This window comes from Kitasatospora sp. MAA4 (assembly GCF_029893355.1).
Classification (GTDB): Bacteria; Actinomycetota; Actinomycetes; order Streptomycetales; family Streptomycetaceae; genus Kitasatospora.
The window spans coordinates 56,230-81,164 of record NZ_JARZAI010000016.1 but is presented as its reverse complement, the minus strand read 5'-3'; the positions used below and the strand labels follow the sequence as shown (position 1 = coordinate 81,164).

The 24,935-nt window shown below is 72.1% G+C and carries 27 protein-coding genes; 11 read left to right on the top strand and 16 right to left on the bottom strand.

The genetic code is table 11. The features are described 5' to 3' along the window. Window positions 1-124 precede the first annotated feature (124 nt). From P3T37_RS21945 to P3T37_RS21925, 5 genes are all read right to left on the bottom strand, one after another. A complete protein-coding gene (locus tag P3T37_RS21945; protein WP_280725480.1) occupies window positions 125-2,920 on the bottom strand; it encodes a SpoIIE family protein phosphatase in 2,796 nt (931 codons plus the stop codon). A gap of 118 nt (window positions 2,921-3,038) precedes the next feature. Beyond that, on the bottom strand, window positions 3,039-3,491 hold the full coding sequence (locus tag P3T37_RS21940) for a (deoxy)nucleoside triphosphate pyrophosphohydrolase (RefSeq protein WP_280725479.1): 453 nt from the start codon (window positions 3,489-3,491) through the stop codon (window positions 3,039-3,041). 37 nt (window positions 3,492-3,528) lie between these two features. After that, the gene (locus tag P3T37_RS21935) at window positions 3,529-3,699 is read right to left on the bottom strand and encodes an SPOR domain-containing protein (protein WP_280725478.1); all 171 of its coding nucleotides are present in this window, start codon (window positions 3,697-3,699) and stop codon (window positions 3,529-3,531) included. Between the two features lie 469 nt (window positions 3,700-4,168). After that, window positions 4,169-5,389 (bottom strand): DUF4190 domain-containing protein, encoded by a 1,221-nt coding sequence (locus P3T37_RS21930; protein ID WP_280725477.1) that lies wholly within the window; start codon window positions 5,387-5,389, stop codon window positions 4,169-4,171. Window positions 5,390-5,458: 69 nt separating this feature from the next. Continuing rightward, on the bottom strand, window positions 5,459-6,271 hold the full coding sequence (locus P3T37_RS21925) for a methyltransferase domain-containing protein (protein ID WP_280725476.1): 813 nt from the start codon (window positions 6,269-6,271) through the stop codon (window positions 5,459-5,461). Window positions 6,272-6,428: 157 nt separating this feature from the next. Between P3T37_RS21925 and P3T37_RS21920 the strand changes: the two genes are divergently transcribed. Genes P3T37_RS21920 through P3T37_RS21910 form a run of 3 tightly spaced genes read left to right on the top strand, consistent with a single transcriptional unit; the run spans window position 6,429 to window position 8,008 of the window. Next, window positions 6,429-7,136: a dihydrofolate reductase family protein gene (locus tag P3T37_RS21920; RefSeq protein WP_280725475.1), complete on the top strand. Its 708-nt coding sequence runs from the start codon at window positions 6,429-6,431 to the stop codon at window positions 7,134-7,136. Next, complete coding sequence (locus P3T37_RS21915) at window positions 7,133-7,585, top strand: deaminase (protein ID WP_280725474.1); 453 nt, start codon at window positions 7,133-7,135, stop codon at window positions 7,583-7,585. The genes P3T37_RS21920 and P3T37_RS21915 overlap by 4 nt, the downstream gene beginning before the upstream one ends. Before the next feature lie 45 nt (window positions 7,586-7,630). Continuing rightward, the gene (locus P3T37_RS21910) at window positions 7,631-8,008 is read left to right on the top strand and encodes a DUF488 family protein (protein ID WP_280725473.1); all 378 of its coding nucleotides are present in this window, start codon (window positions 7,631-7,633) and stop codon (window positions 8,006-8,008) included. Between the two features lie 33 nt (window positions 8,009-8,041). Here the strand turns inward: P3T37_RS21910 and P3T37_RS21905 are convergent, their stop codons facing one another. Then, window positions 8,042-9,838, bottom strand: coding sequence for an alkaline phosphatase family protein (locus tag P3T37_RS21905; RefSeq protein ID WP_280725472.1), 1,797 nt, complete (start codon window positions 9,836-9,838; stop codon window positions 8,042-8,044). A gap of 135 nt (window positions 9,839-9,973) precedes the next feature. Continuing rightward, window positions 9,974-10,663 carry a TetR/AcrR family transcriptional regulator gene (locus tag P3T37_RS21900; RefSeq protein WP_280725471.1) on the bottom strand — a complete coding sequence of 230 codons (690 nt, stop codon included), beginning with the start codon at window positions 10,661-10,663 and terminating at the stop codon, window positions 9,974-9,976. Between the two features lie 122 nt (window positions 10,664-10,785). Here P3T37_RS21900 and P3T37_RS21895 point away from each other — a divergent pair, with 122 nt between their 5' ends. After that, the gene (locus P3T37_RS21895) at window positions 10,786-11,712 is read left to right on the top strand and encodes an NAD-dependent epimerase/dehydratase family protein (protein WP_280725470.1); all 927 of its coding nucleotides are present in this window, start codon (window positions 10,786-10,788) and stop codon (window positions 11,710-11,712) included. Between the two features lie 18 nt (window positions 11,713-11,730). Here the strand turns inward: P3T37_RS21895 and P3T37_RS21890 are convergent, their stop codons facing one another. Next, window positions 11,731-12,177, bottom strand: a complete 447-nt coding sequence (locus tag P3T37_RS21890) for a nuclear transport factor 2 family protein (protein ID WP_280725469.1) — start codon at window positions 12,175-12,177, stop codon at window positions 11,731-11,733. 124 nt (window positions 12,178-12,301) lie between these two features. Between P3T37_RS21890 and P3T37_RS21885 the strand changes: the two genes are divergently transcribed. Continuing rightward, window positions 12,302-12,895: a helix-turn-helix domain-containing protein gene (locus P3T37_RS21885; protein ID WP_280725468.1), complete on the top strand. Its 594-nt coding sequence runs from the start codon at window positions 12,302-12,304 to the stop codon at window positions 12,893-12,895. Window positions 12,896-13,000: 105 nt separating this feature from the next. On the opposite strand, the gene P3T37_RS21880 is transcribed toward P3T37_RS21885, so the two are convergent. The 3 genes from P3T37_RS21880 to ychF all read right to left on the bottom strand — a co-directional run bounded on the left by P3T37_RS21880 (window position 13,001) and on the right by ychF (window position 14,754). Beyond that, entirely contained in the window at window positions 13,001-13,255 is a 255-nt protein-coding gene (locus P3T37_RS21880) for a Txe/YoeB family addiction module toxin (protein WP_280668157.1), read from the bottom strand. Continuing rightward, on the bottom strand, window positions 13,252-13,533 hold the full coding sequence (locus P3T37_RS21875; protein WP_280725467.1) for a type II toxin-antitoxin system prevent-host-death family antitoxin: 282 nt from the start codon (window positions 13,531-13,533) through the stop codon (window positions 13,252-13,254). The genes P3T37_RS21880 and P3T37_RS21875 overlap by 4 nt, the downstream gene beginning before the upstream one ends. A gap of 147 nt (window positions 13,534-13,680) precedes the next feature. Continuing rightward, on the bottom strand, window positions 13,681-14,754 hold the full coding sequence (gene ychF, locus P3T37_RS21870; protein ID WP_280725466.1) for a redox-regulated ATPase YchF: 1,074 nt from the start codon (window positions 14,752-14,754) through the stop codon (window positions 13,681-13,683). Between the two features lie 170 nt (window positions 14,755-14,924). Between ychF and P3T37_RS21865 the strand changes: the two genes are divergently transcribed. Continuing rightward, window positions 14,925-15,557 (top strand): DUF6542 domain-containing protein, encoded by a 633-nt coding sequence (locus P3T37_RS21865; protein ID WP_280725465.1) that lies wholly within the window; start codon window positions 14,925-14,927, stop codon window positions 15,555-15,557. A gap of 10 nt (window positions 15,558-15,567) precedes the next feature. Here the strand turns inward: P3T37_RS21865 and ppgK are convergent, their stop codons facing one another. Continuing rightward, the gene (gene ppgK / locus P3T37_RS21860; protein WP_280725464.1) at window positions 15,568-16,320 is read right to left on the bottom strand and encodes a polyphosphate--glucose phosphotransferase; all 753 of its coding nucleotides are present in this window, start codon (window positions 16,318-16,320) and stop codon (window positions 15,568-15,570) included. A 106-nt stretch (window positions 16,321-16,426) separates the two neighbouring features. Beyond that, window positions 16,427-17,410 (bottom strand): 4-hydroxy-3-methylbut-2-enyl diphosphate reductase, encoded by a 984-nt coding sequence (locus P3T37_RS21855; protein WP_280725578.1) that lies wholly within the window; start codon window positions 17,408-17,410, stop codon window positions 16,427-16,429. 55 nt (window positions 17,411-17,465) lie between these two features. On the opposite strand from P3T37_RS21855, the gene xseA reads away from it, so the two are divergent. The 3 genes from xseA (at window position 17,466) to P3T37_RS21840 (ending at window position 19,744) form a co-directional block, all read left to right on the top strand. Next, window positions 17,466-18,725, top strand: a complete 1,260-nt coding sequence (gene xseA, locus P3T37_RS21850) for an exodeoxyribonuclease VII large subunit (protein WP_280725463.1) — start codon at window positions 17,466-17,468, stop codon at window positions 18,723-18,725. 9 nt (window positions 18,726-18,734) lie between these two features. Next, a complete protein-coding gene (locus P3T37_RS21845) occupies window positions 18,735-19,004 on the top strand; it encodes an exodeoxyribonuclease VII small subunit (RefSeq protein WP_280725462.1) in 270 nt (89 codons plus the stop codon). A 131-nt stretch (window positions 19,005-19,135) separates the two neighbouring features. Beyond that, window positions 19,136-19,744, top strand: coding sequence for a malonic semialdehyde reductase (locus P3T37_RS21840; protein WP_280725461.1), 609 nt, complete (start codon window positions 19,136-19,138; stop codon window positions 19,742-19,744). 80 nt (window positions 19,745-19,824) lie between these two features. On the opposite strand, the gene P3T37_RS21835 is transcribed toward P3T37_RS21840, so the two are convergent. After that, a complete protein-coding gene (locus P3T37_RS21835; protein ID WP_280725460.1) occupies window positions 19,825-20,364 on the bottom strand; it encodes a DUF4245 domain-containing protein in 540 nt (179 codons plus the stop codon). Between the two features lie 197 nt (window positions 20,365-20,561). On the opposite strand from P3T37_RS21835, the gene glpX reads away from it, so the two are divergent. Beyond that, window positions 20,562-21,617 (top strand): class II fructose-bisphosphatase, encoded by a 1,056-nt coding sequence (glpX, locus tag P3T37_RS21830; RefSeq protein WP_280725459.1) that lies wholly within the window; start codon window positions 20,562-20,564, stop codon window positions 21,615-21,617. Window positions 21,618-21,667: 50 nt separating this feature from the next. On the opposite strand, the gene P3T37_RS21825 is transcribed toward glpX, so the two are convergent. Together P3T37_RS21825 and P3T37_RS21820 are read right to left on the bottom strand one after the other, a co-directional pair. Next, on the bottom strand, window positions 21,668-22,009 hold the full coding sequence (locus P3T37_RS21825) for a WhiB family transcriptional regulator (RefSeq protein ID WP_280725577.1): 342 nt from the start codon (window positions 22,007-22,009) through the stop codon (window positions 21,668-21,670). Between the two features lie 320 nt (window positions 22,010-22,329). Next, complete coding sequence (locus tag P3T37_RS21820) at window positions 22,330-23,046, bottom strand: DUF1707 domain-containing protein (protein WP_280725457.1); 717 nt, start codon at window positions 23,044-23,046, stop codon at window positions 22,330-22,332. A gap of 184 nt (window positions 23,047-23,230) precedes the next feature. On the opposite strand from P3T37_RS21820, the gene P3T37_RS21815 reads away from it, so the two are divergent. Continuing rightward, window positions 23,231-24,901 carry a fumarate hydratase gene (locus P3T37_RS21815; RefSeq protein WP_280725456.1) on the top strand — a complete coding sequence of 557 codons (1,671 nt, stop codon included), beginning with the start codon at window positions 23,231-23,233 and terminating at the stop codon, window positions 24,899-24,901. Window positions 24,902-24,935 lie beyond the last annotated feature (34 nt).

Sequence of the window (24,935 nt, the reverse complement as noted above, 5' to 3'; positions counted from 1 at the left end):
GTCCTCTGGCGCGCGCTACCCCCCTGCTGTGCTCGCGCCCCCGGTCCACTCCCGCACGCCCACCCCAAGTTTGTCATGGACAGACTCTCCATATTCGGTGATCCGTGCGATCAATCCGTCCGGATCATTGCTGATTCGGTTCCTTCCCCGGCAATTCCTGCTCGAACCAGACCACCTTGCCCATTCCCTCCGCCCTGGCACCCCACCGCAGGGCCAGCCGCCGGACCAGCTCCAGGCCCCGGCCGCCCTCGTCGGCCTCCGCGGCGTGCCGCTCCCTCGGCGGGTCGGGCAGCGGGTCGGAGATCTCCACCAGCAGCGTGTCGCCGAAGGTCAGCCGTACCCCGATCGGTGCGCTGGCATACCGCACGGAGTTCGTGACCAGTTCGCTGACCAGCAGTTCCGCGGTGTCGGTCAGCTCCTCGATGCCCCAGTCGGTGAGTGCGCCGCGAACAAGGCGACGAGCGCGGGAGACCGCGGTGGGTTCCGCCGGGAGCGTCCAGCCGACCGTGCGCGCCCCCTCCTCACCCCGTCCGAGCCGGGCGAGCAGCAGCGCGACGTCGTCCGGCTCGCGGCCCTGCTCCATGGTGTCGAGGACCGCCTCGCACGCGTGCTGAATGGAGACGTACGGCTTCTCCAGGACGGACTGCAGCCGGCCGAGGCCGACGTCCAGATCCTTGTCCCGCGACTCGACCAGGCCGTCGGTGCAGAGCGCCAGAATGCTGCCCTCGGGAATCCGCAGTTCGACCGATTCGAACGGGACGCCGCCGACCCCGAGCGGCGCACCCGAGGGCAGGTCCAGCACCTGGCCCTCACCGCCGGGCAGCGGGCTGCCGCTGCGGGCCGGGCCGGTGATCGGCGGCACCACCAGGACCGGCGGGATGTGCCCGGCCTTGGCCACCACCAGACGGCCGGTGGCCGGGTCGTAGACGGCGTAGACGCAGGTGGCGAGGAGCGCCTCGTCCGGGCCCTGGGCCAGGTCGTCGGTCAGCTCGTGCACGTGCCGCAGCAGCACGTCGGGCGGCAGGTCGAGGGCGGCCAGCACCCGGACGGCGGTGCGCAGCCGGCCCATCGTGGCGGCGGCGCGCAGGCCGTGGCCCATCACGTCGCCGACCACCAGCGCGGTGCGGTCGCCAGGCAGCGGGATGACGTCGAACCAGTCGCCGCCCACCTCGGTGCCGCTGCTGCCGGGGACGTAGCGGTAGGCCACCTCGACGCCGGTGGGCTGCGGGACCTGCTGCGGCAGCAGGGTGCGCTGGAGGGTCAGCGCGGCGGTCCGCTCGCGGGCGTAGAGCCGGGCGTTGTCGAGCGAGCTGCCGGCCCGGTCGGCCAGCTCGACGGAGAAGGCCAGATCGTCCCGGTCGAAGCCCTCGCGGCGGCCGGCCCGGCTGAGCACGAGCAGCCCGATCACCAGGCCGCGGGCCCGCAGCGGCACGACCAGCATGGAGTGCGTGCCCAGTTCCAGCGCCGCCCGGACCTTGGGGTCGCCCGGGTAGGTGGCGTCCTCCAACTCGTCTGCTCCGGAGAGCAGTTCGGGCACTCCGGTGCGCAGCACCCGGCCGTAGCAGGACTCCTCGGCGAAGGTGATCCGGGCGCCGCGGCGGAGCATCACCTCGACCTCCTCGCCGTCCTGCACGGCGGCCACGCCCAGCTGGAGCAGCGAGGTCCGGCGGTCGTGGCCGTGCCGCGGCAGGTCGTCGCCGTGCGCCACCGCCTGGAGCAGGATCGCCGCCGCGAAGTCGGCCAGCCGCGGGACCACGGCGCTGGCCAGCTCCTGGGCGATCCGCGAGGCATCCAGCAGGTCGCCGACCCGGGAGCCGAACTCGTTCAGCAGGGCGAGCCGGCGCCGGGCGTGCTCGACCTTGGCCACCGCGCGGTACCGGTCGGTCACGTCCATCACGGTGCCCGAGATGCCCAGCACCTTGCCGGCCCGGTCGGTGAGCCGGCTGTAGGAGACCGAGCGGTAGCCGCCGGTGCGGGCGGTGACCGGCGAGGCCAGCGTGACGTCGATGACCGGTTCGCCGGTGGCCAGCACCTGACGCTGCATCACGGTGATCTCGTCGGCGGCGCGTTCGGGCAGCGTCTCGCCGGTGGTGCGGCCGACGTGGTCGGCGGCGGAGACGCCGTTCATCTCGGCCAGCGTCTGGTTGACGGCGGTGTAGCGCAGGTCGGCGTCGAGCACCGCGATGCCCAGCGGCGACTGCTCGAAGAGCGCGTCGCGCACCGCCAGGTCGCGCTCCACCGCCTGTAGCGTCCGGGCCTCGGCGAGGGCGGCCAGCAGGAACGGGGTGCCGTCGCCGTCCACCAGGAGGGAGACCCTGGCCTCGACCGGGATCATGATGCCGTCGCGGTTGCGCAGCCGGCTCAGCCCCTTCCAGCTTCCGGTGCGCACGGTGGTGCGGAACGCCTCACGGGTCGCCTCGACGCGGTCGTCGTCGACGATCAGCTCCTCGATCTTGCGGCCCACCAGAAGCTCGCTGGGCCAGCCGAGCAGCTCCTCGGCGGCCGGGCTCCAGAGCACCACGCGGCCGGACGTGTCGAGTATCGCGATGGCCACCTTGACGACGTCGAAGAGGCTGCCCTGGGTGTGGTCGGCCGGGCTCTCGCCGTCGGTCGTGCCGGGGTAGGGCTCGGAGGGGGAGCTGCGCAGGGTGGGGACGGCGGGGGCGGGCAGGACGCCGTCCGGGAGGATCGCCGGGGCGTCGGGGGGCGGGGTCGCGGGGCGGCGGCGGGCGGCTGCGGAGCGGGCAGCAGAGTCGTCCAGCAGGCCGCGGGCGCTCGCGGTGCCGCGTGCGGGGCCGCCCGCGGCGTCCTGGGGCATGCGGCGGGCGCGCAGCCGGGCCCGGGCGGCGGCGCCTCCCGCCGGCCGGGGGAGACCGCGCCAGGTCCGCCGCTCTCCCCCGCCGCTACCCGTACTCGTCACCGACGGGGCCTCCGGCTCTCGGGCGGCGCGCCGCGGCCGGTCGCCGGGGCGCGATGGGCACGACTCACCAAGCGTGACGAACCATGCCGAAATGTGACATACCCAGCTGAAACCTTCGCTACCCCAGCGATTGGGTCATCTTTTCCGATTGGCCTACCTCGGATGCCTGACGCGCGATGCCCGCCGCGAGCAGCCGGCCGACCTCCGGGAGGACCTCGCGGTCGTGCTCCAGCCAGTCCACCTCGTCCAGCTCGGCCGGGCCCAGCCAGCGCAGCTCGGAGTGGTCCTCCAGCGGCTGCGGATCGCCGCAGAGCAGCTCGGCCGCCCAGATCCGCAGGACCAGCCCGGTGCGGACCGTCCACTCCCCCGCCAGCCGCTCCAGCGCCCGGGCCCCGACGCCCAGCTCCTCGCGCAGCTCGCGCTCCAGCGCCTGCCGCTCGCTCTCACCGGGCTCGGCCTTGCCGCCCGGGAACTCCCAGCGGCCGGCCACCTCGGGCGGCGCGCTGCGCCGGGCGGCCAGCACCCGCCCCTGGTGGATCAGGGCTCCGCCGACGACGATCCGGTTCTCCATGGCTCGACCATAGAGCCTGGCCGGCGGCGACGGCGGATCAGCTCGCGGGCTCGGCCGCCACCCAGTAGAGCTGCTTGTGCCCGCGCGCCTCGAACTCGGCGGCCAGCGTCTCGGCCGCCTCCCGGGTGAGGTCGCGGGCGACCAGGTAGCGGTTGCCGTTGTCGTCCTGGCGCATGACGCGCCAACAGGGGGCGGCGGGATCGGTCATGGGCGGCAACACGGGCCCCTCTCAGCAGGCACGTCGGTCGCGCCGTGCCGGGCCCGGCTCGGTGGGGGTCGAGTCGGGCCTCGGCACGGCGCCGGCCGCCCCGGTGCCGAAGCTAGGGGCGACCCGCTAACGGGGCGTACGGACGAGGTTTCCGCGCTGTTAGGCAGCTGGTGGCCCGGTTAACAGCGCGTAAGCCGAGGTGGCCGAAGGTCGCTCGGGGTACCGCCCGACGCCCCTGCCCCACTGGTGTGTGCACGGCCGGTATCGACGGTGCGCCGCCCGCACCAGCCTGCACCCGCCGAGTCGTACCCCCGTCCGAATTCACCGCGCGCGAGGAGCCACTGCGACGTCCGTTCGGATGCTACCGACGTGGACACCTCACGTACGACTATCGCAAGGGTGGACCGGCTGTCGCGTCGGCGCAAGGTGCTAGCAGGGTCCTTCACCTCCGACTCGCCTCCGACTCACCTCAGACGCTCTGCGTAGCGCCGTCCGCGGGCATCGAGGGGTAGAGCCAGGAGTCGTCGGTGGAGAGGTTCAGCAGCTTGCGGACCGCCTTCTGCTGGTCGTAGGCCCGGTGCCGGTCGGCCTGCGCGAGCTGGGCCGTCAGGTCGTCGGTACCGGCCGACGCGGCTGCCGCCTTGAGCGCCGGGATCCGCAGTTGGAGCTCGGCGACCTGGGCGGCGACCGCCTCCTTGACCCCCGGATCCCAGGCGTCCCTGGACAGGACGGCGGTCTGCGTGTCCAGCACGCGGGCCATGGCGGCCGCCCAGCTGCGGAAGTCCGCCGGGGCTTCGGCGGGCCCGCCGCTCGGGCGCTTGCCGGCCGCCTGGTCGATCGCGTCCATCGACAGCAGGTACTCGTACTGCGCCGGGGTGGTGTTGCTGGAGTCCCGGCGCAGCGAGCCGGTCAGCTGGGTGTCCGGATCGGTCAGGAAGCAGGAGACCGTCCGGTCGCCGCCCGCCCAGGCGTCCCGCTGCGGGTAGTAGTAGTGCACCACGACGGCGTCGGAGACGGCCCAGTTGTCCATGGCATAGTCATTGGCCAACTGCCCGCAGGCCTCGGCGACCTGCTGCTCGCGCCCCGGCTGGTCCGGGTAGTCGTCGCCCGTCAGCTGGGTGGTGCCGATCGCCTCGCCGTCGTGGGCGCGGTCGCAGGAGAGCACGCTGACGCCCTTGGACCCGCGGTCGAAGCACTGGCCCGGCGTCAGCTTCGAGGGGGCCGTGCCGTTGGCGGCGAGGCCCTGGAGGACGCCTCGGTGGGGCAACACGACCACCGCGACGGTGGTCAGCAGGCCCAGCAGCGACAGCACCAGGCCGGCCACCGCCAGGCCCGTGCCGCGCTCGCGGCGGCGCGGGATCTGGACCAGGCCGGTGATGCCGAAGCCGATGCCCAGCGGCCAGAGGAAGCAGGTCAGCGCGGTCACCAGGGAGACGACCGCGAAGCCGTTGTACGGCGCCTGCGGGGCGGGCGGCTGGACGGCGTGCCAGGCGGCGAAGGGGTCCGGGGCGGCCGCGGGACCGCCGTACGGGTCGGGCGTGTAGGTGGTGGGGACGAACGGGGGCGCCGGCGGCGGAGCGGGCGCGGCGGCGGGGACGGGCGGCGCCCAGGGGTCCGCGGGCGGCGGGGGGCCGGTGCCGTCGGCGGGGCCGCCCCCGATGCCGTCCCCGGTGCTGTCCTCTGCCGTCATGACGTCCCCCCGCACGTGCGCGCACCTGTTCGATGAAGCCGCGACTCTAGCCGACCCCGCCGACCCCGCTCAGCCGCGGGCCAGGATCTCCCCGTGCAGCACGCCGAACCAGCCGTCCGGCTCCACCGACCAGCGCCGCCAGCCGTCCGCGATCCGGGCCAGCTCCTGCTCGGTCGCCAGCCCGTTCGCCACCGCGGTCGCGGCCATCCCCGATCCGGTCACCCGCTCCGCCCACAGCTCGCCCCACCACAGCCGCTCGCCCGGCGTCGCGTACGTCCAGGTCGAGGAGGAGGCGCGCACCTCGGGGAAGCCGGCCGCCCGCGCCCAGGCCAGCAGGCGGCGACCAGCGTCCGGCTCGCCGCCGTTGGCCCGGGTGGTCTGCTGGAACACGCTCATCCAGTCGTCCAGTTCCGGCAGTCGCGGGTACCAGGCCATCGCCGCGTAGTCGGCGTCGCGGGCCGCGACCAGGCCGCCCGGCGCGCTCACCCGGCGCATCTCGCGCAGCGCCGCCACCGGGTCGCCGACGTGTTGCAGCACCTGGTGGGCGTGCACCACGTCGAACTCGCCGCTCGGCCCGGGCAGCGCGTGGACGTCGGCGACGACGAACTCGACGTTGCCGATCCCGCGGCTCGCGACGTACTCGGCGGCCTGCTCCAGAACCTGCGCCGACGTGTCGATCGCGACCACCCGGCCGGTCGGGCCGACCAGTTCGGCCAGGTCGGCGGTGATCGTGCCGGGCCCGCAGCCGACGTCCAGTACGGCGTCCCCCGGGCGCAGTTCGGCCAGCAGGTAGGCGGCGGAGTTGGCCGCCGTCCGGCTGCGGTGCGAGCGCAGCACGGCCTCCTGGTGGCCATGGGTGTAGACAGCCTGATGTTCCGTCATGACGGTTCCCCTCAAAGGCTCGACAGTCCTTCGGCGACATCTCGAGCCTAGCTCTCGTCTCAGTCTGCAAGAAGATCTGTCTCTACATGCGAGACGGCAGAAGGAATGGACTGCCTGCGGGTCGTACCGTAGGCAGTCCCGACCGAACGGAGCACCGATGGGCCAGCACCCGACCACCCCCCAGCGCCCGTACGTGCTGCTGAGCGCCGCGATGTCGATCGACGGCTACCTGGACGACGCCTCGACCGAGCGGCTGCTGCTCTCCAACGCCGCCGACTTCGACCGGGTGGACGAGCTGCGGGCCGACTGCGACGCGATCCTGGTCGGCTCCACCACGCTGCGCCGCGACAACCCGCGCCTGCTGGTCAACGACCCCGCCCGGCGGGCCGCCCGGACGCTCGGCGGACGGAGCGAGTACCCGCTGAAGGTGACCCTCAGCGCGAGCGGCGGACTCCCCGCCGACCTGCGGTTCTGGCACACCGGCGGCGCGAAGCTCGCCTACACCACGGCCGCCGCGGCGCCCGCGCTGCGGGCCGCACTGGCCGCGGTTGCGCAGACCGAGGTGGTCGGGCTCGGCGACACCGTCCGACTCGGGGAGCTGCTGGACGACCTGGGCCGGCGCGGCGTGCGGCGGCTGATGGTGGAGGGCGGCGGGTCGGTGCACACCCAGTTCCTCGCCGAGGGGCTCGCCGACGAGGTGCAGCTGGCGGTCGCGCCGCTGCTGGTCGGGCAGGCCGCGGCGCCGCGCTTCGTCAACCCGGCCGACTTCCCCGGCGGGAGCGCGCGGCGGCTGCGGCTGCTGGAAGCCCGTACGGTCGGGGATGTCGTCCTGCTCCGGTACGCCCCGAAGGAATCCGCCGAATGAACACCGCCGCCAACCTGTCCTTCCTCGCCCGGGCGATCGAGCTGTCCCGGCTCTGCCCCGCCTCGACCAGCGCGTTCTCGGTCGGCGCGGTGATCGTCGGCGCCGACGGCGAGGTGCTCAGCGAGGGCCACAGCCGGGAGACCGACCCGGTCTGCCACGCCGAGGAGGCCGCACTCGGCAAGCTGGCCGCCGACGACCCCCGACTGCGGACGGCCACCCTCTACAGCTCGCTCGAACCGTGCAGCCGGCGGGCCTCCCGTCCGCTGCCCTGCGCGCGGCTGGTCATCGCCGCCGGGATCCCGCGGGTGGTGGTGGCCTGGCGGGAGCCGGACCTCTTCGTCACCGGGTGCGAGGGCGTCGGGCTGCTGACGGCGGCCGGAGTGACGGTCGTGGAGCTGCCGGAACTCGCTGCGCAGGCCCGGGAGGTCAACGCGCACCTGCTCGGCTGAGATCTTCGTCGCGCACTGGCGGCCCGGCCGGTCGAGACTGGCCGTATGCACAAGCGCGACACGCCTCGGCACCCAGCTGCCGTCCGGATCCGACGGATCTACGACCCGCCCGCGCCGGACGACGGCCACCGGGTGCTGGTCGACCGGCTCTGGCCGCGCGGCGTCAGCAAGGAGCGCGCCCAGCTGGACGAGTGGGCCAAGGAGCTGGCCCCCTCCGACGAGCTGCGCCGCTGGTTCCACGCGGCCCCCGAGGAGCACGCAGCCGAGTTCACCGACCGCTACCGCGCCGAACTCGACGCCCCCGAGCAGCAGGACCGCCTCGCCGCCCTGCGCGACCGGGCGCCGCTGACCCTGCTGACGGCGACCAAGGACGCCGCGCACAGCCACGCCGCCGTACTGCTGGCGGAGCTGACGGGTCCCTGAGCGGCCGAACCGGCGCCGCCCAGGGACCCCGCCCTAGCTCACCGTCAGGGTGAGCGGACCGGCCAGCGCCGTGTAGCCGTCGTTGTACAGGTACCAGACCGCGTACGAGCCCGCGCCGCTCAGCTTGCTGGTGCTGAAGGTCAGGCTGCCGGTACCGCCCGGCGCGTACTGCCAGGTGGTGGCCGACTGCTGGCCGGGCGTCACGCCGACCGGGTAGATGCCGATCCAGTTGGTCGAGCTGACGGTGGCCGCCGGGGTCGAGTACTGGAAGGTGACGTTCGCGCCGTTGGCGACCGTCGGCGTACCGGTGGTCAGCGTGTTGGTCGGGGCCGGGGCGGAGGCGGGCACGAACGCGTCGTTGAGCGGGGTGGCGTAGGTGTCGTTGGCGGTCATCCCGGGCAGACCCAGCGCGGCCTCGATGGTGCGGCCGGTGCTGTAGTGGTCGTAGCGGCTCGCGCTGGTGGTGCCCGCCGGGACGGTGCCCTGGGAGCCGACCACGATCGAGGCCACGTGGTTGTCCGGGTCGCTGCCGTCCTCGTCCCAGGTGAGCAGGATCAGCGACTTCTGCGTGGTCCAGGCCGGGGAGGAGAGCACCGGGGTCAGGGTCTGCTTCAGCCAGGCGTCCTGCGTCTGCAGGCTGGTCGTGTTGCCGTTGCCGGAGGCCTCACCGTCGTTGTAGTCGTCCGCCGCGATCCAGGAGAAGTTCGGCGTGGTGGCCGCGCTCGCCAGGTCGGTGGTCAGCTGGGTGGTGTCGAACAGGTGCGCCTGGCAGCGGGCCTGGTTGCCGCTGACGTCGGTGTAGTTGATGAACGGCGAGTCGTCCGGCTCGTAGTACTTGTCATACTGCGTGGTGGTGTTGCAGGGAGTGCCCATGCCCTGCTCGTAGGCCTTCCAGCTCTTGCCCTTGGCCTCCAGCTGGTCGCCCAGGTTGGTCCCCGGGTCCTTGATGTTGGGCCAGTACGTCGCGCCGTTCGTGTAGACGTCACCGCCGGCGACGGCCAGGTAGTTCTCGTCGCTCGGGTGGTAGACCCCGTGGTAGTTCGTCAGGTCGGCACCCTGCGCCATCAGGCTGTGGATGAACGGGGTGTCCGCCGGGTCGTTCATGATCTGGGAGTAGTCGGTGTTCTCCATCATGACCTGGAAGACGTGGTCGTAGCCCGGCACCTTGGAGACCGGAGGCGCCAGCGTGGCCGCCGTGACCGGCGTCGACAGCGTCAGGGACAGGTTGTCCAGGTAGCCGGACTCGCCCGAGCTCTGCAGGAACTGCACCTGCACCAGGATCGAACGGGTGCCCGCGGGGACCGCGCCGGTGCTGCTGCGGGCCAGGAAGGACGTGGTGTTCGACCGGTCGGCCGCGGAGACCGTCGGCAGGGTGGCGGTCGACCCGACCTGGTGGCCCGAGCCGTCCTGGAACTGCAGCGAGACCGCCACGTGCCCGGCGTAGGTGGTCCAACCGCCGAGCCAGCCGGACAGGTTGTAGCTGATGCCGCCGCCGTCGATCGCGCCGGCCGCGGAGGAGACGTCCACGGTCTGGGCCATCGACCCGTCGCCCTGGTTGCCGGGACCGAAGAACGCGTTCCCCGGCGCCGGGCTGGCCGGGTGGCCGAAGCTCCCCGCCGAGTAGCAGTCCACCGCCGGGCTGCCCGACTGAACCGACCAGCCCGGCATGGTGCTGGCCGCCGTCCAGTCGGAGGTGCAGTAGCCGGCCTCGGCGTCACCGTTCACGATCAGGTTCCCACTGGTGGTGGCACCCATCGCGGTCGGCGCCGCCACCAGAAGCGCAGCTGTCAGTGCGAAGACGCTGCCGAGTGCTCTCCAGAGCAGTCGCATGTCCGTAGCCTCATCCCGTTGTCTGAGTTGTATGAACAACCGTCACGAACGGGCTTATTGATAACGGACCCACCTGTCCACCCGGAGAACAGCCGAAGTCGCCGCGACGACGTCCCACCCCCACCTCGGGGCCGATCAGAGGAGCCCGGCCAGATCGGCCATCATGCCCATCTGATGATCGAAGTACTCCTGGCGCGCCTCGATGGCCGCGTCCGTGCGGCCGAACACCTCGAAGCTGACCAGCCCGAACAGCTGGACCCAGCCCGCGAAGACGCGCCCGAGCAGTTCTTCGGGGATCTCGCCGGGCTGCTGGTCGATCAGCTTGCGCAGGTCGGCCCGTAGCGCGTCGGGCAGCGGGGTGCTGGGCGGGAGAGCATCCGGGTGCTCCTGCGCCGCGTCGCCGGCTATCGCGACCAGCAGGAGGACCACGGCCGTGGCCGGTGCGCGGGTGCCCTGCGGCGCGGCGTACCCGGGCACCGGGGTTCCGTAGAGCAGGCCGTACTCGGACGGATGGGCCAGCGCCCACTCCCGTACGGCGTGCGCCACGGCCAGCCAGCGTCCGCGGGCGTCCGCCCTCGGCATCCGGGCGTCGGCCTCCCCCGCGGCGGCGGCCAGTGCCTCGTACGCCTCCGTGATCAGCGCGGTCAGCAGGTCGTCCCTGCTCGGGAAGTACCGGTAGAGCGCCGACGCGACGATTCCCATGTCCCTGGCCACCCCGCGCAGCGACAGGTTGGCCCCGTCGGCCGCCAGCCGGCGGCGGGCCGCCGCCAGGATCTCCTCGGTCATCTCGGAGCGGACCCGGGCGCGCAGTGACGGTGCTGACATGCGACCAGTCTTCCACAGCCGAGAACGCCACTCCATTCAGAGAACACTGTTCTTGACTCGGAGCAGTGCTCACTCATACGGTGGCGCCATCCGAGAACACCGTTCTCTCATTGGAGTCGACCATGTCCTTGCACGTCATCGTGGGAGCCGGCCCCATCGGCTCGGCCACCGCCCGGTTGCTGGCCGACCGGGGAGACGAGGTCCGCCTGATCACCCGCGGCGGCTCCGGACCGGTGCACCCCGGCATCGAACGCGTGAAAGCCGACGCCACCGACCCGGACACCCTGAGCCGCCTGGCCGCGCGGGCCACCGCCATCCACCACTGCGCCCAACCCGCCTACCACCGCTGGCCGACCGAGTTCCCGCCGCTGAACGCCGGCATCCTGCGCGCCGCCGAGGCGACCGGCGCCGTCCTGGTCACCGTGGGGAACCTCTATCTGTACGGCCAGGTGGACGGGCCGATGACCGAAGACCTGCCCGCGCGCCCCAACTCCGTGAAGGGCCGGGTCCGCGCCGACCTCTGGGCCGCCCAACTCGCCGCCCACCAGGCCGGTCGGATCCGCACGGCCGAAGTCCGCGGCTCCGACTACCTCGGCGCCGGGGTCGTGTCGTCCTTCACCGTCATGGTCCTGCCCGCCGTCCTGCGCGGCCGCCACGCCCTCGCCCCCGCCGACGTGGACGCCCCGCACAGCTGGACCTACACCGGAGACATGGCCCGCACCCTCGTCGCCGTCGCCGACGACGAGTCAGCCTGGGGCCGCCCCTGGCACGCCCCGACCCCGCCGCCCCGGTCCGTCCGCGAACTGGCCGGCCTCGCCGCCACGCTGGCCGCCGCCCCCGCCGCCCGCACGCGCCGGATGCCGTCCGCCCTGCTCCGCCTGGCCGGCCTGTTCAGCGCGGAAGCCCGGGAGATCCCCGAGGTCCGCTACCAGTTCGACCGTCCGTTCGTCCTGGACTCCACCCAGGCCCAGACAGCCTTCGGCCTCGAACCCACGCCCACCGAGGAGGCCCTTCGCGAGACCGTCGCGGCCATCCGAAGCGCCGGCTGAGTCATTCCGTTCGCCGAATCAGTCGGCGACCGACCCGTAGGCGGCGACGAGCTGCGGGAGGGCGCCCCCGGCTGCGGCGAACGCGAGGTGGTCGTGGAAGTCGCGGGAGTGGACGATCCGGCCCCCGCGGACCCGCAGCAACAGGATGTTGGGGACCTCGAAGGTGCGACCGGTCGCGGGGTAGCGGCCCTCGTAGTCGAACTCGGCGACGATCACCTCGGGGTCGTCGGTCCGGCGCACCACGGCGTTCTTGGCCCGGAGCTCGATCACCCCGCTCTCGCCCAGCCCCTCGAAGCGCGCCCGGAGCGCGGCGCGGCCCTCGATCCGCCGCGGCGGGTACGGAGCGAACGGGATCTCCACCACCGCGTCCTCGTCGTAGAGTTCGGCGATCTCCCCCCAGCTGCCCGAGGAGATGGCATCGATCAGCCGCTCGAAGACCTCGTGCGGCGTGGCTGCTGCGGACATGTGGACCCCCAGGTCGATAGGACATGCTCGGATGGAGCCGCCTACAATCGGACTGGCGACTCCGATTAGAACGATACGGACTGGCGACTCCGCTTGTCCAGGGATCCACAGAAGGACGTGCCCGGTGACGGCTCAGCAGGCAGGCCAGGACTCCCCGCGACCGCTGCGCGCGGACGCGCGCCGCAACCGCGCCCGGCTACTGGAGGTCGCCGAGGCGGTCTTCACCGCCCGAGGCACGGGGGTGTCCACCGAGGAGATCGCCCGGGAGGCCGGGGTCGGCGTCGGCACGCTGTTCCGTCACTTCCCCACCAAGGAGGCGCTGCTGGAAGCGGTCCTGCTGAGGAGACTGGAGCGGCTCGCCGAGGCGGCGGAGCAGCTCGCCGCCACGAAGGCACCCGGCGACGCCTTCTTCACCTTCTTCGCCCTCGTGGTGGACCAGTCCCCGGCGAAGAACGTCTTCGCCGACGCCCTCTCCGCCGCCGGAGTCGACGTCCGCCAGACCACCTCCGAGATCGGCCGCACCCTGCACCAGGCCATGGCCGCCCTGCTCACCGAGGCCCAGCGCGCCAACGCCGTCCGAGCGGACCTGGGAGTGCCGGAACTGACCGCCCTCCTGGTCGGCACCTGCCGCATGGTGGAGCACCTCGGCAGCGACTCCGACGCCCGCGAGCGCACCTTCGCGGTCATCGCCGACGGCCTGAGGGCTTCGGGCAGCTGACCGCCGCGCGGTGAAAAACCAGAGGCCCACCTCGAAGAGGTGGGCCTGGTGCGCAGCGGTTCGCGGGTCAGACGCTGAAGCGGAACGTCGTTCGGCAGAGGACGATCAGTAGTGATAGCGGGCAGCGAGAATGATGATCTCCTCATCCGTGACCAGGTAGACGAGGCGGTGCTCGTCATCGATCCGCCGCGACCAGGCGCCGGCCAGGTGGTACTTCAGCGGCTCGGGCTTGCCGATCCCGGCGAAGGGATCACGGCGGGCGTCCTCGATGAGCTTGTTGATCCGGGCGAGCATCTTGCGGTCGCTCTTGAGCCAGGACGTGTAGTCCTCCCAGCCCTGATCCTCGAAGACGAGCCTCACGCGGCGCCCTGCCCCGCATCCGCCGCATCGGGGTCGATCAGCTCGCGCTCGGCGAGGTTGATGCGACCGAGAGCGTTTTCGTACGCCTTGAGCAGGCGGCGGGCATTGGCGGGCGAGCGGAGCAGATAGGAGCCCTCGCGCAGGGCGGCGTAGTCCTCGGCGGATACGAGGACGGCATTCCCGTGCTTGGAGACGATCTCGATGGCCTCGTGGTCGTCATTGACTTTCTTGATGAGCGGGAAGAGATCCTTGCGGGCCTCGCTCGCAGTGATGGACATGGCAGAAACCCTTCGAGAGTGGTACCGAATAACGTACCACTCGCGGCGCGATGCCGACCCGAAGAAGTCAGCACCAAGTCAGCACGGGAACAAGTCAGGGGCCCACCCCCGAGGAGGTGAGCCCCATGCAGGCTGCGCGCGGGCGGGTCAGACGTTGAAGCGGAACTCCACCACGTCGCCGTCCTGCATGACGTATTCCTTGCCCTCGATGCGGGACTTGCCCTTGGCGCGGGCCTCGGGGATGGAGCCGCAGGTGACGAGGTCGTCGAAGGAGACGATTTCGGCCTTGATGAAGCCCTTCTGGAAGTCGGTGTGGATCACACCGGCAGCCTCGGGGGCGGTGGCGCCCTTCTTGATGGTCCAGGCGCGGACCTCCTTGGGGCCGGCCGTCAGGTAGGTCTGCAGGCCGAGGGTCTCGAAGCCGACGCGGCCCAGGGTGGCCATGCCGGCCTCCTCCTGGCCCATCGACTGGAGGAGTTCGAGGGCCTCGTCGTCGTCCATGCCGATCAGCTCGGACTCGATCTTCGCGTTGAGGAAGATCGCCTCGGCGGGGGCGACCAGGGCGCGCTGGGCGTCCTTGAAGGCCTCGTCGGTGAGCTCGTCCTCGTCCACGTTGAAGACGTAGAGGAAGGGCTTGGCGGTGAGCAGGTGCAGCTCGCGGACCGAGGCGGAGTCGAAGCCGGCTTCGAAGAGGGTCTTGCCGGCCTCCAGGATCTCCTGGGCGGCCTTGGCAGCAGCGAGGGTGGCCGCCGACTCCTTCTTGAGCCGCGACTCCTTCTCCAGGCGGGGGATGACCTTCTCGATCGACTGGAGGTCGGCGAGGATCAGCTCGGTGTTGATGGTCTCGATGTCGTCCTTCGGCGAGACCTTGCCGTCCACGTGCACCACGTCGGGGTCGACGAAGGCGCGGATGACCTGGCAGATCGCGTCGGACTCGCGGATGTTCGCGAGGAACTTGTTGCCCAGGCCCTCGCCCACCGAGGCGCCGCGGACGATGCCGGCGATGTCGACGAAGTCGACGGTGGCCGGGAGGATGCGCTGCGAGCCGAAGATCTCGGCGAGCACGGCCAGTCGCGGGTCCGGGACGCCGACCACGCCGACGTTCGGCTCGATGGTGGCGAACGGGTAGTTGGCCGCCAGGACGTCGTTCTTGGTCAGGGCGTTGAACAGGGTCGACTTGCCGACGTTCGGCAGGCCGACGATTCCGATCGTGAGCGACATGAAGCGAGATCCCGTGGGCTTGGAGGGCGTGGAGCGGCACCGTACGGGCCGATCGCCCAGTCTACGGGGCGGCGGGGAGGGGGCCGGAAGCGCGTCGCTCCGGAGACACGGACGGGCCGGTTTTTCCTCCATTACCCACTGTCGCGATGATCGGACCGTACGTTGGGCAGGTGGAGCAGAGCATCCGTACCCAGCCGCCCGGGCCGCGGCCCCGCCCGCCAGCCGGCGGCGGGGCCGGCGAGGCCGCCGTTCCGGGGCCGTCCGCGCCCCGCGATGCCGCCGGTGCCACGGCCGGGGCCGGCGGGGGTCCGCCCGGCGCCCGACCGGGCAGGCTGCGGCCGGCCTCCGGCGGCGCGGGGGCGGCGCGGCTGCGGTGGAAGCTCAGGCTGCCGCTGGGCCGAACGGGGCAGCAGGCGCGCAGCGGGCGGCCGGCGCGGCTGACGGCGATCGGCACCGGGGTGCTCACGCTGGCCGGGACGGTGGCGGCGGCGGGCGTCGACCAACTGCTGTTCGGCGGCCTCGGAGTGCTCTTCGGGCTCGGCTTCGTGGCGGTCTGCTTCCAGGCCGCCGTCCGGGTCCGCTCGGCGGACCTGCTGGCGGCGCCGATCAGCGGGCCGATCTCGTTCGCGCTGGCGCTGCTGCTGCTCGGTCCGGTGACCAGCCCCGGGGTGATCGGGCAGGTGCTGGCGCTGGCGACCGGTCTGGCGCTGCGGGCGGGCTGGCTGTTCGCGGGGACAGGATTGGCGGCGCTGATCGTCGCGGCGCGGTTCGTGGCGCAGCGCCGGATCCGCCGCAACCGGTAGGCCCCCGGTCTCAGGAGGCGTTCTTGGCGGCGGCCATCGCCGCGCCGACGATGCCCGCGTCGTTACGCAGCTCCGCCGGGACGACCCGGGCCGGCCGCTCCTTCAGCAGCGGCAGGAACTTCTCCTGCTTGCGGCTGACACCGCCGCCGATGATCACCAGCTGCGGCGAGAAGAGCCGCTCCACCAGGTCCAGGTACTCGTCCACCCGCACCGCCCAGTCGGCCCAGCTCAGCTCGTGCCGCTCGCGTGCGCCGGCCGAGGCGCGCCGTTCGGCGTCCTTGCCGCGCAGCTCCAGGTGGCCGAGCTCGGTGTTGGGGACGAGCGCACCGTCGATGAAGAGCGCGCTGCCGATACCGGTGCCGAAGGTCAGCATGAGAACCACGCCGCCGTGGTCGCGCCCGGCGCCGTAGCTGACCTCGGCCAGGCCGGCCGCGTCGGCGTCGTTGAGGACGGTGCAGGGCAGGTCGAGCGTCTCGCGGAAGATCCCCTCGGCGTCCAGGTCGACCCAGCCCGGGTCGACGTTGGCGGCGGTCCTGGTGTGCCCGTCGACCACCACGCCGGGGAAGGTCAGACCGACCGGACCGCGGTGGCCGAAGTGGTCCACGATCTCCTTCACCACGGCGACCACGGACTCCGGCGAGGCGGGGTGCGGGGTGAGCACCTTGTGCCGCGGCTCGGCGAGCGCACCGCGTTCCAGGTCGACCGGGGCGCCCTTGATCCCCGAGCCGCCGATGTCCACGCCGAACACCGAGAGTGCCGTCACGTCTCCGCCTCCTCCGCGCTGTCCACAGCCTGTGCACAACCGTACGAGGGCCGAGCCGGCCCCGCCTGCTGATACCCGCAGCAGGCGGGGCCGAACGGCGAAGCCGCTAGAGCTTCCCGGCGGCCTCGGCGCGCAGGTCGCGGCGCAGCTCCTTGGGGAGCGAGAACTGCAGGGTCTCCTCGGCCGTCTTGACCACCTGGACGTCCTCGAAGCCGCGCGCGGCGAGCCACTCCAGCACGCCCTGCACCAGGATCTCGGGGACCGAGGCGCCGCTGGTCAGGCCGACCGTCCCGACGCCGTCCAGCCAGGCCTCGTCCAGCTCCTCGGCGAAGTCCACCAGGTGGGCGGCCTTGGCGCCGTACTCAAGGCCGACCTCGACCAGGCGCACCGAGTTGGAGGAGTTCTTCGAGCCGACCACGATCAGGAGGTCGGTCTCGGGAGCGATCTGCTTGACCACCACCTGGCGGTTCTGGGTGGCGTAGCAGATGTCGTCGCTGGGCGGGCTGACCAGCAGCGGGAAGCGCTTCTTCAGCTCACCGACGGTGGCCATCGTCTCGTCCACCGAAAGGGTGGTCTGGGAGAGCCAGACGACCTTGCTCTCGTCGCGGACCTTGACGTTGGCGACGTCCTCGGCGCCGTCCACCAGGTGGATCCGGTCCGGGGCCTCGCCCATCGTGCCGACGACCTCCTCGTGGCCCTCGTGGCCGACGAGCAGGATGTCGTAGTCCTCCTCGGCGAACCGGACGGCCTCCTTGTGGACCTTGGTCACCAGGGGGCAGGTGGCGTCGATGGTGGCGAGCTTGCCGGCCTGCGCCTCGTCGTGGACGGCGGGGGCCACGCCGTGCGCGGAGAAGACCACGATGGAGCCCTCGGGCACCTCCTCCGTCTCGTCGACGAAGATGGCTCCCTGCTTCTCCAGGGTCCGCACCACGTACTTGTTGTGGACGATCTCCTTGCGGACGTAGATCGGAGCCCCGTACTGCTCGAGGGCCTTCTCCACGGCGATGACTGCGCGGTCGACGCCCGCGCAGTAGCCCCGGGGGGCGGCGAGCAGGACACGGCGCTGTGCGGTGGTGGACATGGCTCCCATGGTAGAGGTGTCGTCGGGCGGCGGGCTGTCGGCGGGCGGCGCTAGCCTCGTCTCCATGGCCAACTCCAGCTCCCCCGAAGCCCCGATCCCGGTCGGCAAGGTCTCCGCACTGATCGGGGGCTGGGTGGACCGGCTGGGCGCGGTCTGGGTGGAGGGGCAGATCACCCAGCTGAGCCGGCGCCCCGGCATGCAGTTCCTGACGCTGCGTGACCCCGACAAGGACATCTCGCTGGGTGTCACCTGCTACCGCTCGGTCTTCGAACCGGTGGCCGACGTGCTGCAGGAGGGCTCGCGGATCCTGGTGTACGCCAAGCCCGAGTGGTACACCCCGCGCGGCACCCTCTCGCTGCGGGCCACCGAGATCCGCCTGGTCGGTCTCGGCGAGCTGCTGGCCAGGTTGGAGCAGCTCAAGCACCGGCTGGCGGGCGAGGGGCTCTTCGCGATGGACCGCAAGAAGCCGCTGCCGTTCCTGCCGCAGTGCGTCGGGCTGATCACCGGCCGGGCCTCGGCGGCCGAGCGCGACGTGCTGGAGGTCGCCCGGCGGCGCTGGCCGGCGGTGCGCTTCGAGGTCCGCAACGTGCTGGTGCAGGGCGCCCAGGCGGCCTCCCAGGTGGCCGCCGCCGTCCGGCAGCTGGACGAGCACCCCGAGGTGGACGTGATCGTCGTGGCGCGTGGCGGCGGCAGTGTGGAGGACCTGCTGCCGTTCTCGGACGAGCAGCTGCTGCGCACGGTCGCCGCCGCCGCGACGCCGGTGGTGAGCGCGATCGGCCACGAGCCGGACCAGCCGCTGCTGGACTTCGTGGCCGACCTGCGGGCCTCCACCCCGACCGACGCGGCCAAGCGGGTCGTCCCGGACGTCGGCGAGGAGCAGACCCGGGTGCGCCAGCTGCGCGACCGGGCCCGGCGGACGGTGATCGGGCTGGTGGAGCGCGAGCAGCACGGGCTGGCGGGGGTCCGCAGCCGTCCGGTGCTGGCCGCGCCGCAGCGGCTGGTGGAGGAGCGCGCGCAGGAGCTGACGGCGCTGCTGGACCGCTCGCGGCGCTCGCTGGGGCACCGGCTCGACCGGGCCGAGTCGGACCTCGGGCACACCCTGGCCCGGGTGGTGGCGCTCTCGCCGGCCGCGACGCTGGAGCGCGGCTACGCGGTACTGCAACGTAGCGACGGCACGGTGCTGACGGATCCGGCGCAGGCGGCGGCGGGCGAGCGGCTGCACGCCCGGGTGGCGGGCGGCGGGCTCTCGGTGACGGTGGAGGAGGTCGACCCGGTCGATCCGGTCGACTCGGTCGGCGAGGGGATTGTCGCTGCCGACGCCTAGGCTGACGCCATGGCAGAGAGCGCGGGCACCGCAGGCGAGCAGGCTCCGAACGACGACGCGGCGGGCGACAGCACGCTGGGCTACGAGCAGGCCCGGGACGCCCTGATGGACGTGGTGCGCCGACTGGAGACCGGCGGGACGTCGCTGGAGGAGTCGCTGGCCCTGTGGGAGCGCGGTGAGCAGCTGGCCAAGGTCTGCCAGCGCTGGCTGGACGGCGCCCGGGCCCGGCTGGACGCGGCACTGGCGGCGGAGCAGCAGGGCGGCCCGGCCGACGAGTAGCCGGGACCACCGAGAAGCGGAGGCGTGATCCGGATCACATGCACGCCCGGAATGGTTGAAAATTCATCCACGTTGGAGACGATGTGCGGCACCGAGCCGCCCTTCCGATCCCAGCATGAGGTGTAGCCAGCATGACCACCGCCAACGACGCCCTCGTCCTCGACGCCGCCGCCCAGGACCTGCTCTTCCGCGAGGCCCGCACGGCCAACACCTTCACCGACGAGCCGGTCAGCGACGAGCAGATCCAGGCCGTCTACGAGCTGGTCAAGTTCGCCCCGACCGCTTTCAACCAGCAGCCGCTGCGCGTCGTGCTGGTCCGCAGCCCCGAGGCCCGCGAGCGCCTGGTCAACCAGCTCGCCGACGGCAACAAGGCCAAGACCGCGGCCGCTCCGCTGGTCGCCATCCTGGCCGTCGACAACGAGTTCCACGAGGAGCTGCCGACCCAGTTCCCGGCCTTCCCCGCCGCCAAGGACATCTTCTTCTCCGAGCGCCCGGTCCGTGAGGGCTCGGCCCGCCTGAACGGCGCGCTGCAGGTCGGCTACTTCATCCTCGGCGTGCGCGCGGCCGGCCTGGCCGCCGGCCCGATGACCGGCTTCGACGCCCAGGGCGTCGAGAAGGAGTTCTTCGCCGACGGCGACCACTCGGTGCTGGCCGTGGTGAACATCGGCAAGCCTGGCGCCGACGCCTGGTACCCGCGCTCGCCGCGGCTGGCCTACGACGAGGTCGTCACCACCGTCTGACGCGCCCGAGACGCCGATGGGCCCCGGTTTCCGCGAGGAAACCGGGGCCCATCGGCGTTCGGCGGGCTCGCGGGCCGGCGCTACTTCAGCGCCTGCGCCAGCTGGCCGAGCTCGTCATAGGAGGCGGTACCGGCGACCACTGTGGTGGCCGTGCCGGTCGCCTCGGTCAGGCCGCGGTAGGGCTCGCCCTGGACCCGGTCCCAGGCGTGGCCGTCGATCGTGGAGCTGCCGTCGGGCTGGTAGCCGGCCACCACGGTGGTCAGCTGGGTGACCTTGGGAGCGTCGCTCTGCTCGACGGCGGCGTACTTGCCGGAGGGGGTGACGAAGCCCAGGTGCCAGACGGCGTGGCCCTGGTCGTCCTTGCGGTACTCCACCGAGGTCGCGCGCCACTGGTCCGACAGTCCTACCGGAACCAGCAGCGGGTACGGCGCAGCGCGCTTCGCCGAAGCCGCGGCGGAGCTGTAGTCCACCACGTGAACTCCGTCACCTCCGGAATGCGGGGTGAAGAGATAGGCCAGCAGGCCCACGCCGATGACGGCGGCCATCGACAGGACCATGTCCCGTACGTTCTGCCGCCCACTCCTACCACTCTTCGCTGCCACCGTCCCATGGTGACCCATCGTGTCCCGCGGCCGGTCACCCGGGGTGCCCTCGAAGGGCCCAACCGGTGCAAATCGGCCAGGAGCCGCAGGTCGCGGGGACCCGCGCCACAGACAGTCATCCCGTACACAGATACGATCGGGGAACCCTCACCGCAGCGTTCGACCAGGCAGTAGTCGACCGCTCACTGGCCGTCGCGTACAGAGAGGTATCGACGATGACCGCGCACGCAGTCAAGAAACCCAGCTCCTCCCACCTTCCGCAGGCCCTGGAGGTCGCCCCGGAGGCGCCCGACCGGAACCTCGCGCTCGAACTCGTCCGGGTCACCGAGGCAGCGGCCATGGCGGCCGGTCGCTGGGTCGGCAAGGGCGACAAGAACGGCGCCGACGGCGCCGCCGTCAAGGCCATGCGCACCCTCGTCTCGACCGTCTCGATGAACGGCGTCGTCGTCATCGGCGAGGGCGAGAAGGACGAAGCCCCGATGCTCTACAACGGCGAGCGGGTCGGCGACGGCACCGGCGCCGAGTGCGACGTCGCCGTGGACCCGGTCGACGGCACCACGCTGACCGCCAAGGGCATGGCCAACGCCGTCGCCGTCCTGGCGGTGGCCGACCGCGGCACCATGTTCGACCCGAGCGCCGTGTTCTACATGGACAAGCTGGTCTGCGGCCCCGAGGCCGCCGACTACGTCGACATCACCGCCCCCGCCGCGGTCAACATCCGCCGCGTCGCCAAGGCCAAGGGCACCTCGGTCGAGGACGTCACGGTGATGATCCTGGACCGCCCGCGGCACGCCAAGCTGGTCCAGGAGGTCCGCGCGGCGGGCGCCCGGATCAAGTTCATCACCGACGGCGACGTCGCCGGCGCCATCATGACCGCCCGCGAGGGCACCGGCGTCGACCTGCTGCTCGGCATCGGCGGCACCCCCGAGGGCATCATCGCCGCCTGCGCGATGAAGTGCATGGGCGGCGTCATCCAGGGCCGCCTGTGGCCCAAGGACGAGGCCGAGAAGCAGAAGGCGCTGGACGCCGGCCACGACCTGGACCGGGTCCTCACCACCAACGACCTGGTCAGCGGCGAGAACGTGTTCTTCGTCGCCACCGGCATCACCGACGGCGAACTCCTGCGCGGTGTCCACTACCGCAAGGAGACCGCCACCACCAGCTCCCTGGTGATGCGCTCCAAGAGCGGCACCATCCGCGAGATCCACTCCTCCCACAAGCTCTCCAAGCTGCGGGCGTACAGCGCGATCGACTTCGACCGCGCGAACTGAGGCACGGCGACTGACGACTGAGGGCGGCGGGTGGTTGACACCCGCCGCCCTCAGCCCGCTATCCGGCCGCGCTCGGCGGCCCGCGGACCCGCCACCAGCTGGGCCTCGGCGCGCAGTTCGACCTCCCGGCGGCGCCGGCGGGCCAGCACCACCCGGCGCTCGGCCGCCGTCAGCCCGCCCCAGACCCCGTACGGCTCGGGCTGGACCAACGCGTGCTCCCGGCACTCCAGCAGCACCGGGCAGCGGGCGCAGACCTGCTTGGCCTGGGCCTCCCGGGCCAGCCGGGCCGCCGTCGGCTCCTTCGAGGGGGCGAAGAACAGCCCGGCCTCGTCGCGCCGGCAGGCCGCACAGGTGTGCCACGGGTTGTCCTCGAGGTGGTCGAGCCGCACCACCGCGGGTGCACCCCCGGATGCGCGCCGCTCTGCGGCCGCGGCCGCGCGGACGACACCGGTAGTGCTGGGCTCGATCGGGTGCAGCACGGCGACTCCTGACACAGCTCGGGTGGCACAGCTCGGGGAAGGCTCGCGTCGCTCACCGGCTGCCGTTCTGACCGCAGCCGTTCAAGAAACGATGTGCGAGAGGAATTACCCCGCGCGCTCCCGGTTCATGCACACCGTGCCCGCCCGACCACAGCCTGCACTCAAGCCAACCACGAGTGCAGGTGAAAGAGTTGACGGAACCTCGGGTTCCGCGGCCGCTCCGCCGGGCAGCGTCAGAGCTCCAGCTGCCGGCGGACCCATTCCTTGAGCTTCTTGCCCCGGCTCGGCTTGGCGTCGCACCCGCCGAAGACCGCGGCCCCCTTGATCCGCACCACCGGCGCGTACGGATCGGCGGCGGTCTGCTCGCGGACGTCGAAGGCCCCGAAGATGCCGACCCCGCCGCCGTGCAGGCTGACGTTCTCCGGCACCCGGATCTCCACCCCGCCGAAGACCGCGGTCACGTCGATGACCACCTCCGGCGACTCGAAGACCGCGTCCGTCAGGTCGATCTCGACTCCGCCGAAGATCGCCACCGCCTTGAGGTGCGAGCCCACCCGCCAGCGGCCCTTGCGGGACGAGCCGCCGAAGATCGCCACCATGCTCGCCGACTCCTGGCGGGCCGGCGGCAGCACGGGGCCGGCCGGCGCGGTGGGCTTGTCCATGGAGATCGGGCGGTGCGCCGGCAGGTCGCGGGTCAGCGGGGCCAACTCGCCGAGCGTCCTGGCGTTGTAGGCCGCCTCGATCCGCTCGGAGTGCTCGTCGACGGTCAGCCGTCCGTCGGCGTACGCGTCGCGCAGCAGCTCCGCGATCCGCTCGCGGTCGGCATCGGAGGCTCGCAGCTCGGCCTCGGCGACCGGGGCGGCGGGCGGTCTGGCCGCAGGGTCGGTGGCGGACTTGGTCAAGGGTACGGGCGCCTGGCCCTCGGGGTTCTGTGCCGCGGTGTTGTCCACCGTTCCAGCCTAGCCAGTGGGGCGCTGCGCGAACGGGTGTTCCGGTACTCGGAAGTGACCCCTGTCACGCAGGCTCACCTGGCCACGCCGGACGGCCTCCCGGGTCCTACGCTGGAGGGCGCTTCAACGACGCAGCCGGAGACGACCCAGCCGGATCCGGATCGACCCCACGAAGGACCGCCCCATGGCAGCCACGCCAGACTTCGCCTACTCCGACCTCCTCCCGCTCGGGGCCGACCCCACCCCGTACCGGAAGCTGACCTCCGAGGGCGTCAGCACCTTCGAGGCCGGCGGCCGGCGCTTCCTGCAGGTCGAGCCGGAGGCCCTGCGGCTGCTCACCGCCGAGGCGATGCACGACATCTCGCACTACCTGCGGCCCGCGCACCTGGCGCAGCTGCGGCGGATCCTGGACGACCCCGAGGCCAGCCCGAACGACCGCTTCGTGGCGCTGGACCTGCTGAAGAACGTCAACATCTCGGCCGGCGGCATCCTGCCGATGTGCCAGGACACCGGCACCGCGATCGTGATGGGCAAGCGCGGTCAGAACGTGCTGACGGCGGGCGGCGACGAGGCCGCCATCGCCGGCGGCGTCTTCGACGCGTACACCAAGCTCAACCTGCGGTACTCGCAGATGGCCCCGCTGACCATGTGGGACGAGAAGAACACCGGCAACAACCTGCCCGCCCAGATCGAGCTCTACGCGACCGACGGCGACGCGTACAAGTTCCTCTTCATGGCGAAGGGCGGCGGCAGCGCCAACAAGTCGTACCTGTACCAGGAGACCAAGGCGATTCTCAACGAGAAGAGCATGCTGGCCTTCCTGGAGCAGAAGATCCGCTCGCTGGGCACGGCCGCCTGCCCGCCGTACCACCTGGCCATCGTGGTCGGCGGCACCAGCGCCGAGTTCGCCCTCAAGACCGCCAAGTACGCCTCGGCGCACTACCTGGACCAGCTGCCGACCAGCGGGGACGCGAAGACCGGGCACGGCTTCCGCGACCTGGAGCTGGAGGCCAAGGTCACCGAGCTGACCCAGAAGATCGGCATCGGCGCCCAGTTCGGCGGCAAGTACTTCTGCCACGACGTCCGGGTGATCCGCCTGCCCCGCCACGGCGCCTCGCTGCCGGTCGCGATGGCCGTCTCCTGCTCGGCGGACCGCCAGGCGCTCGGCAAGATCACCGCCGAGGGCGTCTTCCTGGAGCAGCTGGAGACCGACCCGGCCAAGTACCTGCCGGAGACCACCGACGAGCACCTCGACGACGAGGTGGTCCGGATCGACCTCAACCAGCCGATGGCGCAGATCCGTTCCGAGCTCTCTAAGCACGCGGTGAAGACCCGCCTCTCGCTCACCGGCACCCTGGTCGTGGCGCGCGACATCGCGCACGCCAAGATCAAGGAGCGCCTGGACGCGGGCGAGGGCATGCCGCAGTACCTCAAGGACCACCCGGTCTACTACGCCGGTCCCGCCAAGACCCCCGAGGGCTACGCCTCCGGCTCCTTCGGCCCCACCACGGCCGGGCGGATGGACTCCTACGTCGACCAGTTCCAGGCGGCCGGCGGCTCGATGGTGATGCTCGCCAAGGGCAACCGCTCCAAGCAGGTCACCGACGCCTGCGCCGCGCACGGCGGCTTCTACCTCGGCTCGATCGGCGGCCCGGCGGCCCGGCTCGCCCAGGACTGCATCAAGAAGGTCGAGGTGCTGGAGTACGCCGAGCTGGGCATGGAGGCGGTCTGGCGGATCGAGGTCGAGGACTTCCCCGCCTTCGTCGTCGTGGACGACAAGGGCAACGACTTCTTCGCCCCCGAGCAGCCGTCCAGCACCTTCGTGGGCAGCATCCCGGTCCGCTCGGCGCAGTAGCGGATCAGTAGGGCAAGACGCCCATCGGTGATAC